This is a genomic window from Devosia sp. Root436 (assembly GCF_001426345.1).
Classification (GTDB): domain Bacteria; phylum Pseudomonadota; class Alphaproteobacteria; order Rhizobiales; family Devosiaceae; genus Devosia.
The window spans coordinates 19,906-31,465 of record NZ_LMEM01000004.1 but is presented as its reverse complement, the minus strand read 5'-3'; the positions used below and the strand labels follow the sequence as shown (position 1 = coordinate 31,465).

Here is an 11,560-nt window from a genome sequence, read left to right as displayed (position 1 = left end):
AGCCAAAAGGGAACGCCTGAACCAGGCGATCCTCAATCAAGCCGTGACGCTGGTGCCTTGCCATCACCTCACCACGCGCACCCTCCCGCGCAGCGGGTTAGTTCTCCGGCCCCATCTCGGATGTTGGCTTTCTCTATCTGCACATCGCCAAGGTCGTCCGCCTCTCCCACCCTCATAATGTCGCTTGGCTCGATCTGGTCCGCTAGTGCTGGACCAGACAGATGATGTGGGCGCCGCTTGCGCTGTCGCGCACATTTTGAGGATGGGGCCCGGAGGCTGACTTGACTCCGGATTTGTCCGCTGCGCCTGCGGCGCTTGCCCCAGCTTCAATGGAAGCTGGGGTGGGAGAGTGTGGGCGGACCTCTCCGGCGTCAACCTCTGGCTTTGATCGTCTTGCTTTTGAGCTTTGGCTGCCGGAACGGCATCTTTGAAGGGATCTCCGATCCCTTCCGTCATTGAGAAGGCCGGTTCGCCGGCCGCACCGGGTCGGTTACCCTGAGACCCATTGGTCGAACGGAGTAACCGAACCGATCTGCTTCTGGCTCTCGGATGAGCCAGAAGCAGAACACTTGCTGTATAAGGGTTAGAGCAGAAGTTTAGGGCAGGCGCTGATGCGGCGGCGTGCCATTGGGTGCCTTGGCCAAGAGCCAGAAAGCAAGCCACGGATGCAGGGCCGAGATCATGTGGCGATGATAAGCGTGCATCGGGTGCAGCTTGCCGGGCGAAGCTTTGAGCCTCATCATCTTGGTGCGAAAATCAGGGGTGAGCACGGCAGCCGCAGCTGGCACGGCATCGGCAATATGCTCGATGAGCTGGATCCAGTGCTTGCCGGTGCGAGCGGCAACAATCGCCGCAGCACATGCCGCCACCACCTTCCCAGCCACTTCTTTGTCCTGGACGGTGGCGTTGTTCAACCGCTCGACCGCCTGCAGCCAGCGCAGCACGCGTGGCAGTTCATCCTGGATGGACTGCCGCAGATCGCGGGCCCCAACCAGCTTGGCCAGCGCACTCCATTCCGCTGCAACGAGGTTGAGGTCTGCCCCCGACGCAACGGTGCCGGCGATCTTCTCCGTTAACCCCGGCGCCTTGGCCTGGAGCTTCTCCGCCAGTGCAGACCCATAAGCCCGCTGCCCTTCGGCATGGCGCTGCCCCCCCGGCATCAGGATGACCTCCGGACCAGCCATGCGGCTGCGCCAGCGGTTATAGATCGCGAACGGGTGCTGGATAGCGGGCTCAAGCGAGAGCTCGTGCAGGTGCAGGACGCTGGTCTCTTCGGAGCGCTCATAGCTGGCCACATCCACAGCAAGGATGCGGCCACCAGCGGCAAGGTACAGGTCGCGGAAGCTCTGGTTGTTGAGCAGAGCGAGCTCGTGGGCGCTGGTCACCCAGACCAGGGTGATCCCGACCGCCCGGTATGCAGCGGTGCGCTCTGTGATGGTCGTGAGCGGCATGCGGGCAAGCTGCAGCTCAAGGGCGATCGGCTTGCCCTTGTGCGTGGTGAAAACATCGGGCTTGCGGTGCCCGTTACCTATCTGGATGAAGTGCTTGTCGACGACGGGCTTGGAGAAGTCCGGGTCGCAGCGAATGCTGTCGGCAAGGAGATTTTTGAGCCGCCAGTGAGGTTCACCTTCTTGCAATCCGGCAAACTGCTTCGCACCCGTGGAGCGCTGTGCTTCAGCCGTGTACCAGCTGCAGCCCTCCGGGGTACGGTGAGAATGCTTGAAGAAGGCTCCACGACCGTCTCCTGTCGAGCTTTCGCGGCTGGACGAAAGCTGAAGAGGACTGTTGCACTGACCGCACCGGAACAGAATGTTGCCTTCGCCACGCTCATGCACAATGGCCCGCCGGACCGCGGTGAGGTCGACTGCAGTCATCCCGTCCAGAAGGGCATCGACCGGCATGATGACCGGCTCGACGCCGCGGAGGTCGATGACCTTCTTGATGGCGCGGCGAGTCTTGCGGTTACCAACGATGGCGGGACTGGAGCCACTGCGCGGCACAACAGCACTGACGGCGGGAAGGTTGGGAGTGTTCTGGAAGGTCGACATAGGTGAAAGCCTTTTGATTTTTTGATTTTTTCAAGAAATGGGGTTCAGTGAAGACGTGGACGACGCAGGGTTGCCTCTGCGGCATCGAGTGCCTTGTTGAGCTTGCGCAGGCTTTTGATCTGGCCCTTCGCGCACGCGCGGGTCAGTTCCGCGATGAGCTCGGGTTCAAGGTGACGGCGAAGAACTTCGGTCTCTGCCACGGCGGCCAGGTCCTTGGGCGTTAGCGGCGGGATCTGGATGACCTTGCAGCGGTCCCGAACGGTCCTGGGCACCTTGTCGAGGTCGTTGCCGAGCAACACCCAATTGAGGAAACGCAGGTCGAGGTCGATTTGCAAGAAGTGCTCGCGGACGCGGCTGGCGGTTCTCGGCTCAAGAAACGGCAGCAGAGACTCCGCTGGGTTCTCCCGCGCACCGCGGCTCACGTCGGCGAGCTTGTCGATCTCGTCGAAAGCCGCAATGGGATTGCCGACCCCGTGTTGGATTAATCCCTGCAAGATCGCGCTGGGCCGGGACGACCTGAAGACCGAGTCACCGCCGGTCAAATCGACGGTGGTCATCATGGTCGAGCCGTCGAGGTGGATGATCGGAAGCCCGGTGGCTTCAGCCAACAGCCGAACGATGGTGGACTTGCCCATGCCCGGAGGTGACACGATCAGCAATGGGCGGAAGTGAAAATAGTTGGCGCCGCGCATCAGCGCCAAATGAGAGCTGTCACGCAGCGCCTGCAGGAAGGCGGCGAAGGCCGGTGCACGGGCAAAGAGAGAACTGATGACCTCATCGATGGCGTGCTCGGTTGCCGGTCCGATCAGCTTTACGGGCGTATCTGCCTCAACCTTGAGCCGAGCCCTTTGCTGGTGTTCAGCCCCTTCACCACCACCAGCGCTGATGGTGTCCTTGGTCAGCGGATCTGTGAGCCGCAGATAGGTGGTTGGGCCGCTTGGCAGGAACACGGTCCGAGGCTTGCCCATTTGGACAGTGCTGATGGCACGATCCTGACGGTCGACATCTTCCAGGGAGAGGCCATCGGGGTGAAACCACCGCCATGGGTTTAGGGACTCCTCGTCGCCCTGGTCGGCGAGAGCAGAGGGATGCAGGTCCTCCTGCTCGTAGTCGGTGAGCGCGTTGGCAAGATCAAGCGGGTCGAAGTCTTCGTCACCATACGGACGGGGCTTGAAGTTGGAGGCGGGCTTCGGTGCGGCGTCGTTGCCGTCTCCTGAAGCATCATTCGCCTCATCGTCGGAGCCAGAGCGCAGCATTTTTTGATTTTTTGCAATTTTCGTCATGTTGACCATCATCAGGACGAGCCAAGCCGTGGCGCCCGAAGACGCAAGAGCAGGGCTCAAAGGGAAATTGGATGCGCAGCAGCGCTGCCTCAGCCGATCGGCCTGAGATCAAGCAGCGATGATATGCGAGGGAGCGGAACGGCTAAGCGCGCGCCGATGCCAGGCAGGCGCTGTGCATCGCACGGGCGCCAAGCCATCCAGTCGACCAAAGGTCGAAATGATCAGAAAGAGAAGGGTTGCTGCGAATCTTGTCGCAGCCATAAATGCGGTCAGCCATGTGGCTTCTCCTGTGTGAGCAGGTTGATGATCACCTGGTCAGGCCGTCAGGGTTGGTTCCAAGCAACTCTGGCGGCCGCCAATTGGTGGCCATGAGTCCGGCTGGACTCGGTTCGCAGCCTGACATGCAAAGCGAGAATGTCACCCGCAATTGCCGCTAATGGTTAACCGACGTTGCCACTTTTGTTTCGAAGGATTTCGAAATGACCGACGACGAAGCGAAGGTGATACTGGAAGCGTTGGGCGATAAAACTCGGTTCGATATTTTTCGAAAGGTATGTGGCCGTAGTGGTTTAACAGCTAGCGACCTGTCTGCAGGCAAGGCTGCGTCCACGAACTCACATCATCTCGCCAAGCTCGAGAAGGTTGGTCTTCTGAACGCCACCCGAGCAGGCAAGACGAAGCATTATGCCGCGGACTCGGACAGGCTTTATGCGCTTGCCGCATGGATGACCGCATGCGCCGAAGACGCAGTATTTGCTAAACTGGATCATGACCTTTTGAATTCGGCAGATGAAGGCTAGTCGACCTATGTTTTGATTGCCTTACGCCGAGCCGGGATGATCTCGCGCTCCCGGGAAGCTTTGATGGCTGCCTTTGTCAAATCTGGAAGCCGGGACATTGCTTCGAGCATCACCTCAAGCTCGGTGGGATCCTTGTAGATGCGGTCCGTTGTGCCGACGTTTTCATGACCCACGATGTCCTGGATCGTCTTGTCCTTAAGATCCTTGAAGCGACCCAACTCAGTGCAGATGTAGTGTCGAAAGCTATGGAAGGTCTTATTCTTGTCATTCTGCACCCTCGCTGCGCCAAGTGCATTCGCAACTGCAATGTTGAAGCCATAGTGGGTGCGGTCGCCCCAGGAGGTTTTGGTACCAGCATTGGGACGAAGATCAGGAAACAGGTCCTTCTTTTTGAGCTTTTTCTGACTGGAAACGTAACGAATAAATCCAAGTTCGATAAGCACAGGGTGGATGGGAACTTTACGCTCGGACGCCACAGTTTTGAGGCCGCGGCTTTCGTTCTCATGGAAAACAAAGTGCGGTACGGGGTGGTCAAGGATTACTTCGGCGAGCGATAGCGCTGCGATTTCCTCGAGGCGCGCGCCCGAATAGGCGCTTATGAGCGGGCACCAGTAGAGGCCATCCCAAACGATGTGATTTCCAGGAATGTGCCTCCTTGCGGCAGAAAGACAACCCGTCCAGATCGTATAATTAAACAGGGTCTCGACGTCAGAGGTCGAATAGGCCGGGCGTTTTTCGCTTACCTTGCCTTTCTTTTTCATACGAAAGCCGCTGATCTCGAGCTGCGGTAGCCCCTCAAGGCCTGCCATGCGAGCTTGCCGCATAAGCTTCGTTAGGTATGACAGGTTTCTGTTTACCGTCGACGCTCCCAGCCCCACTTGTGTCTTCGGCAGAGATTGACTCTCAATGAGTAGCTCGTCCACGCTCATCGCTCGCTGTGCGACAGAACGCCCCCGCACTTTCGGCAGCATCGCCATGACGTCCACGAACTTTTTGACGTCAGCCTGATGCAATCTTTGAAATGTGGATTTTCCCGTGACCTCAACAAACAGGGCGAAAACCTGAAGCTTTTGGCTAGCGGTCGACGCCCGAATGATCTTGTTTTCTAGGTCGAATGAAGCTGCGGACCGGGCGAATGCCAAGATGTCATCATCGGACTGAACAGGACTATTGAGCGCTGGTGCGCCGGATGCTTTTTCCGAGTCAGCCGTCGCCACTGTTGGGACGCCGACGAGGACGTCTGCAGCACTCGTTGCTGCAACCTCTGCGCCACGATCCACCAAAACCTCGCTCGCTGGCGGCGTTTTAACAGGCTCGCTAAAACGGGACGCAAGACTGATCAAGTCGTCCAAAGACTTCGGACTGGCGCTGAACTTGGCGGCCGTCGCTGCGCCAGCGGCTGCATATGCTTCCAACGTGGCTGTCCGAGCCTCGGCGACATCCAAAGGTGATGGGTTGGGGAGGGACAGCTTCTCGGCAAGGTCGGACTGCAAGCGCTTGGCGCGAACATCAGACCAATAGTCGAGGCCGTAGGTTTCAAGCATTGCCTGCGCGCGTTGCATAACCTCCGTGCCAAACTCACCATCGGCGATACCGGGGAAGTCGGATAGTTGCGCAGAACGACCATGATGAGCCAGCAATGACATGGCGATTGCGGCAGCGCGGGTAGCAACAATCTCATCCTGCCATGGAGTCTGCCGGTCGCGCGCCAGCAGATGCACCGCGCTTAACCTGGCGCTGTGCTCTGCAAATTTCTGTCTGGCAAACGTGTCGACTTGCTCCGGTGTCATCTTACCCTCACGCAATACTGCAAACGCGCGATCTGTCTCGATCGTGAGCATGGAGGATAGTCCGCGGGCGACGCGCAGGTCTTTAGTGCCCAGGCTGAATTCCACGGACATTTTGAAGGGGCTTGGCAGGCGGCGGCGCCAGTAGAATGTGGTGCCCCGCAGGATGCAGAACGGCAGTTTGGTACCCATGCAGATCTCGCTTTGGAGTCGGCGTGTGTGGGACCTTGTGTGGAAGTCTGTGTGAAAGATTCACACAGCACACAAATTTCGCTGCAAAATCAATAACTTACGGGAGTTTTGGCTGGGGAACCTGGATTCGAACCAAGATTGACGGAGTCAGAGTCCGCTGTTCTACCGTTGAACTATTCCCCAGCAGGGGTTCCGGGCTATGCCCGGCGGTGTGGCGGGAGGCGGTAACGCGTCCGGCGCGGGCACTGCATAGACAATGCGGATTGAGATTGCAAGCGCATCCGACATGGCGGCTGCGCGTGACGCTGGCATTGCGCTTGTCGCCCCCTTGCACTACCGTCATCGGCGACACGCAATGAAGAGTGCGTTCGGGCGCGACTGGCTTGGCCAGTTCTGGCGACCGCGCACGACAGGAGATTTCTGTGACCGATTCCGATCGGTCCGCTGCCGGGCTTTCGTCACTTGACGAGCCGGCAATCCGTGCCCCGTCCGTTCCCGGACCGGCGGGGAGGGCAGGGGCCGGCGCGCCTGTGCTCGCAGCGGACCAGCGGACGCCCGCCGCCCCCAATCCGCGCAAGCATCGCGGCCCCATCTATGCCGCACTCGATCTGGGCACCAACAATTGCCGCCTGCTGATCGCCCGTCCGCACGATCATGGTTTTCGCGTGCTCGACGGCTTTACCCGCATCGTTCGCCTGGGTGAGGGCGTTTCCGTCACCGGGCGGTTGAGCGATGCGGCCATGGAACGCACCATGGAAGCCCTGCGCCAGTGCCGCAACAAGCTGCGCGAGCATCAGCCCGCCCATATGCGCCTGATCGCCACCGAGGCTTGCCGTGCCGCCGAGAATGGTCCGGCTTTCCTGGCGCGCGTCAAACAGGAACTGGGGCTCGATCTCGAGATCGTCGATCGCCGCACCGAGGCCGAACTGGCCGTCACAGGCTGCGCCGACCTCATCGAGGGCAGTGCCGCGGGTGCCTTGATGTTCGATATCGGTGGGGGCTCGTCCGAACTGGCCTGGCTCGATTTCCGCGGCGGCCGCCCCCGGGCCCAGGGCCGCATGTCGGCCTCGATCCGCTCCTGGCAGTCCCTGCCGGTGGGTGTGGTCTCCATTGCCGAAAAGTTCGGCGGCGTCGATGTTACCGCCCAGGTGTTCGAGGCCATGGTGGCCCATGTCTCCGAGCATCTGCGCCAGTTTCGCGGCCGCGAAAAGCTGCGCCAGATGATCGCCACCCACCCCATGCACCTTATCGGCACCTCGGGTACCGTGACCACGCTGGCGGGGCTGCATCTGGGGCTGGAGCGCTATGAGCGGCAGAAAGTGGATGGGTTGTGGATGAAGCGGGGCGAGGTCGATGACACCATGAAGGTGCTGCTGGCCATGCCCTTCGACCGTCGCGTCTCCCACCCCTGCATCGGGCGTGATCGGGCCGATCTGGTACTGCCCGGCTGCGCCATTTTCGAGGCCATAAGGCGCGAATGGCCGACCGATCGCGTGCGCGTGGCCGATCGCGGCCTGCGCGAGGGCATCCTGATTTCCCTGATGGACGCCGACCGCGCCCATAGAAGCCCGTCACGCTATGTCAGGAGGAATGGCAATGGTGGATAAGGCTCTCGGCACGGGCGGCCGCAAGTCCGACAAGGATCTCAAGATCCGGGTGAAATCGGCCAAGGGCCGCAAGGTGTCTTCCACCAAATGGCTGGAGCGCCAGCTCAACGATCCCTATGTTGCCCGCGCCCGCGCCGAGGGCTACCGCTCCCGCGCCGCCTTCAAGATTCGCGAGATGGATGAGAAGCACAAGCTGTTCCGCAAAGGCATGCGCATCGTCGACCTTGGCGCGGCCCCCGGCGGCTGGTCGCAGGTCGCCGCCAAGGCCATAGGCTCGACTTCCGCCAATCCGCTGATTGTTGGCATCGACTATCTCGAAATGGACCCTATTCCCGGCGTCATCCTGCTGCAGAAGGATTTCACCGACGACGATGCGCCGGCCCAGCTCATCGTGGCCATGGGCGGCAAGAAGGCCGATCTGGTGATGAGTGACATGGCCTGGCCCACCACCGGCCATCGCCCCACCGATCATCTGCGCATTGTCCAGCTCATCGAGATCGCCGCCGATTTCGCGCTCGACGTGCTGGCGCCGGGCGGCACCTTCGTCGCCAAGGTGTTCCAGGGCGGCACCGAGCATGAACTGCTGCATATGCTCAAGCGCCACTTCAAGTCGACCATGCACGCCAAGCCGCCCTCCAGCCGGCAGGATTCGGCCGAGGCTTACCTCATCGCCAAGGGCTTCAAGGGCAGCAACGATACCGTACCCGGCGAAGGCGAATACGACCGTTGAATCTCTTCACCGCTCTCCAGGGGAGAAGTGAAGAGCGGCCTGCTCTCAATGCGCGTGCGGCTCTTTCGTCAGCTGGTGTCCGGCATCCTTGGGCAGGCGCAGGAACATCGCCGTGGAAATGGCGCAGATCGCGCCTACGATGAAGAATGCCGCATGGAAGTCCGACAGCAGCAATTCGCCGTCCCCCCGCAGCGCCTGCGACGCCTCCAGCACCCCGCCGCCGACCGCAATGCCCATTGCCATCGTCAACTGCCCGGTGACCTGGCTGATGACATTGGCCTGGCCGGCATCCTTGTCATCGATATCGGCAAAGACGAAGACGCTTGAGCCGGTCCAGAACGTCGAGTTCCAGAACCCGGTAAACACCAGGATGCTGATGATCAGCGGCACCGACGTTTCGGGCGTATAGAACCCCATCACCAGGATGCCGATGGCCGAAATACCGGTCGATATGGCCAGCGACAGCTTGAAGCCGAGTGCCTTGAAAATCCAGTCGGCGAAGAACTTGGCGATGATGGCGCCCAGCGCCCCGGCAAAGGTTACCATGCCGGATTCGAACGGCGTCATGCCGAAGATCAGCTGCAGCATCAGCGGAAACAGGAACGGCGTTGCCCCCTGGCCCAGCCGGAAGGCGGCCCCGGCCACGATGGCGCTGCGAAAATAGGGGAAGCGGAACAGCCGCAGGTCGAGCAGCGGATATTCGGTGTTCAACGCATGGCGCACATAGATCGCGCCGATGCCGACACCGATCACCGTGGCGATCACCCCGTAGATCGGCGGCAGCGCCGGCAGGCTGATGACCGAGGTGCCGAAGGCGAACAGGGCGAAGGCCGTTCCGGCCAGCACGAAGCCGCCCATGTCGATCCGGCGCGGCGCATTGCGCTGCGTCTCGGGCAGGAAGCGCCCCACCAGCAGCACCCCGGCAATGCCGATCGGCACGTTGATGAGGAAGATCCAGTGCCAGCCCAGAAACGTGGTGAGAAAGCCGCCAAAGGGCGGCCCCATGATCGGGCCGATCAGGCCGGGAATGGTCAGCCACGCCATGGCATTGACCAGTTGGTGCCGCGGCGTGGCCCGCACCAGCACCAGCCGGGCCACCGGCGTCATCATCGCGCCGCCCATGCCCTGGATGAAGCGGGCGATCACGAAGGCCAGCAGCGAGTCCGACAGCGCGCAGGCCACCGAGCCGATCATGAACACCACCATGGCTACGCGGAACACGTTGCGCGCGCCGAACCGGTCAGCCATCCAGCTCGAGATCGGGATGAAGATGGCCAGCGCCACGAGATAGGCCGTCAGCGCCAGCTTGAGCGAGATCGGATCGGTGCCGATATCCTCGGCAATGGCCGCCAGCGAGGTCGCAATCACCGTCGCGTCCATGTTTTCCATGAACAAGGCGGTGGCGAGAATGAGGGGGATGATGCGCGACACGGCAGCTTGCCGGGAATTTCCCGGTCACTCCTTTTGAACGGCGACGGCCCTGTGTCCGGAAACATTGCTTCCGGCATCCGCCGGCAGCCGCCAGTAAATGAAGGCGGCCAGGGCGCTGAGCCCCCCGACCACGAAAAATGCAATCTGGAAATCGATCAGCGCCAGCTCGCTTCCCCGCCACCGCGTGGTGAGCTCGAGAAGCCCGCCGGCCACCGCCACGCCGAAGGCGACGCTCAATTGCTGGCACACCGCCACGATAGCTGTGGCCTGGCTGGCCTCGTCGTCGTTGACATCGGCATAGCCGAGGGCGTTGGAGCCGGTGAAGAACACCGATCGCAGGATGCCGCCGGCCAGCAGCACCGACATGATGACAGGCACCGGCGTATCCATGTTGAACAGGCCCTGTCCGGCGATCAGCAAGCCACCGAAAAAGGCCGCAAAGCCGAGCGTGCGGGGAAAGCCGAACCACGCATAGACCCGCTCGGCGATGAACTTGCTCATGATCGCGCCTATCGCCGAGACGAAGGTGATGGCGCCCGACTGGAACGGGCTTAGCCCAAATCCAAGCTGCAGCATCAGCGGCAGCAGGAACGGCACCGCGCCCACCCCGATGCGGAAAAACGACCCGCCGGTGATCGAGGAGCGGAACAGCTTGTGGCGGAACAGTTGCGGGTCGAGCAGCGGAAATTCGGTGCGCCGCGCATGCAGCAGGTAGAGAATGCCCGAGGTCACGCCCACGGCCAGCGTCAGGTAGCCATAGATGATCGGCAAGGCCGGCAGGCTCACCACCGACAGGCCGAACACCGTCCCGGCAAAGGCGATTCCGGCCAGCACGAAGCCCACCAGGTCGATCGGCCGCGGATTGCGCGCATCGGGCACATTGAGAAAGATGCCGGCCAGGATGATCCCGGCAACGCCGATGGGAATATTGATCCAGAAGATCCAGTGCCAGCTGAGATACGTGGTCAGGAACCCGCCGATCAATGGCCCCGTCAGCGGTCCCAGTAGGCCCGGAACGGTCAGCCAGGCCATGGCCGCCACCAGTTCGTTTCGCGGAGTCGAGCGCACCAGCAGCAGGCGCCCCACCGGCGTCATCATCGAGCTGCCGACGCCCTGGAAGAAGCGCGAGATCACGAATGTCTCGAGCGAGAATGAGAACGAGCAGGCCAGCGAGCCCAGCATGAAGACGAAGATCGCCAGCCGGAAGATGTTCTTGGCGCCAAACCGGTCGGCCATCCAGCCGCTGATTGGGATGAAGATGGCGAGCGCCACGAAATAGGCGGTCAGCGCCAGCTTGAGCGCGATCGGCTCCGTGCCGATATCGGCCGCGATCGCCGGTAGCGACGTGGCGATGACGGTCGAGTCCATCTGCTCCATGAACAGGGCGACCGCCAGGATGAGAGGTGTGACGCGGATCACGGGATTTTGGGTCCGGGAGGAATCGAGGCCGCGACAGGCGACGCCGGTATTATGGACGCCGTCACCGCCGCTGAAAAGGTCCAAACCCAATCTTGTATGGTAGATTTCTGCCTTATCGGCACGCCTTTAGTCCAACAGCATGACGATCCGGCGCGGGCCGCGACCCTGGCAGTGGCGGCACCGCTGCCATGCAAGCCAATCCTGCCCTTCCCAAACCCGCAACCCGGTGCTATTCACCCTCGCCAACCTGAGCCCGGCGAGTC

At 61.4% G+C, this 11,560-nt stretch carries 9 protein-coding genes and 1 tRNA gene; 3 read left to right on the top strand and 7 right to left on the bottom strand.

Annotation, left to right across the window (positions count from 1 at the left end; all coding sequences use genetic code 11):
• Nucleotides 1-596: 596 nt before the first annotated feature.
• From ASD04_RS04945 to ASD04_RS19950, 3 genes are all read right to left on the bottom strand, one after another.
• Nucleotides 597-2,048: a DUF6035 family protein gene (locus ASD04_RS04945; RefSeq protein WP_056253438.1), complete on the bottom strand. Its 1,452-nt coding sequence runs from the start codon at nt 2,046-2,048 to the stop codon at nt 597-599.
• A gap of 44 nt (nt 2,049-2,092) precedes the next feature.
• Nucleotides 2,093-3,331 carry an AAA family ATPase gene (locus tag ASD04_RS04940; protein WP_162245106.1) on the bottom strand — a complete coding sequence of 413 codons (1,239 nt, stop codon included), beginning with the start codon at nt 3,329-3,331 and terminating at the stop codon, nt 2,093-2,095.
• A 142-nt stretch (nt 3,332-3,473) separates the two neighbouring features.
• Complete coding sequence (locus ASD04_RS19950) at nt 3,474-3,608, bottom strand: hypothetical protein (protein WP_280137664.1); 135 nt, start codon at nt 3,606-3,608, stop codon at nt 3,474-3,476.
• Between the two features lie 202 nt (nt 3,609-3,810).
• Here ASD04_RS19950 and ASD04_RS04935 point away from each other — a divergent pair, with 202 nt between their 5' ends.
• A complete protein-coding gene (locus ASD04_RS04935; protein ID WP_056253430.1) occupies nt 3,811-4,131 on the top strand; it encodes a winged helix-turn-helix domain-containing protein in 321 nt (106 codons plus the stop codon).
• Between the two features lie 5 nt (nt 4,132-4,136).
• Here the strand turns inward: ASD04_RS04935 and ASD04_RS04930 are convergent, their stop codons facing one another.
• Complete coding sequence (locus tag ASD04_RS04930) at nt 4,137-6,110, bottom strand: site-specific integrase (RefSeq protein ID WP_056253427.1); 1,974 nt, start codon at nt 6,108-6,110, stop codon at nt 4,137-4,139.
• Between the two features lie 109 nt (nt 6,111-6,219).
• Nucleotides 6,220-6,293 (bottom strand) — tRNA-Gln (locus ASD04_RS04925).
• 239 nt (nt 6,294-6,532) lie between these two features.
• Here ASD04_RS04925 and ASD04_RS04920 point away from each other — a divergent pair.
• Both ASD04_RS04920 and ASD04_RS04915 read left to right on the top strand, forming a co-directional pair.
• Nucleotides 6,533-7,717, top strand: a complete 1,185-nt coding sequence (locus ASD04_RS04920) for a Ppx/GppA phosphatase family protein (RefSeq protein ID WP_082531001.1) — start codon at nt 6,533-6,535, stop codon at nt 7,715-7,717.
• Nucleotides 7,707-8,447 (top strand): RlmE family RNA methyltransferase, encoded by a 741-nt coding sequence (locus ASD04_RS04915; RefSeq protein ID WP_056253420.1) that lies wholly within the window; start codon nt 7,707-7,709, stop codon nt 8,445-8,447. Before ASD04_RS04920 ends, ASD04_RS04915 begins: the two co-directional genes overlap by 11 nt.
• A gap of 45 nt (nt 8,448-8,492) precedes the next feature.
• Here the strand turns inward: ASD04_RS04915 and ASD04_RS04910 are convergent, their stop codons facing one another.
• Both ASD04_RS04910 and ASD04_RS04905 read right to left on the bottom strand, forming a co-directional pair.
• Nucleotides 8,493-9,878, bottom strand: coding sequence for an MDR family MFS transporter (locus tag ASD04_RS04910; RefSeq protein ID WP_244488254.1), 1,386 nt, complete (start codon nt 9,876-9,878; stop codon nt 8,493-8,495).
• A gap of 24 nt (nt 9,879-9,902) precedes the next feature.
• Nucleotides 9,903-11,297 (bottom strand): MFS transporter, encoded by a 1,395-nt coding sequence (locus ASD04_RS04905; protein WP_082531002.1) that lies wholly within the window; start codon nt 11,295-11,297, stop codon nt 9,903-9,905.
• Between the last annotated feature and the right edge of the window lie 263 nt (nt 11,298-11,560).

What these genes read in the sequence shown, in the direction of transcription:
- ASD04_RS04915 (WP_056253420.1), top strand. Translation starts at nt 7,707, where the DNA reads ATGGTGGATAAGGCTCTCGGCACGGGCGGCCGCAAGTCCGACAAGGAT.
- ASD04_RS04930 (WP_056253427.1), bottom strand. Translation starts at nt 6,110, where the DNA reads ATGGGTACCAAACTGCCGTTCTGCATCCTGCGGGGCACCACATTCTAC.
- ASD04_RS04945 (WP_056253438.1), bottom strand. Translation starts at nt 2,048, where the DNA reads ATGTCGACCTTCCAGAACACTCCCAACCTTCCCGCCGTCAGTGCTGTT.
- ASD04_RS19950 (WP_280137664.1), bottom strand. Translation starts at nt 3,608, where the DNA reads ATGGCTGACCGCATTTATGGCTGCGACAAGATTCGCAGCAACCCTTCT.
- ASD04_RS04935 (WP_056253430.1), top strand. Translation starts at nt 3,811, where the DNA reads ATGACCGACGACGAAGCGAAGGTGATACTGGAAGCGTTGGGCGATAAA.
- ASD04_RS04940 (WP_162245106.1), bottom strand. Translation starts at nt 3,331, where the DNA reads ATGACGAAAATTGCAAAAAATCAAAAAATGCTGCGCTCTGGCTCCGAC.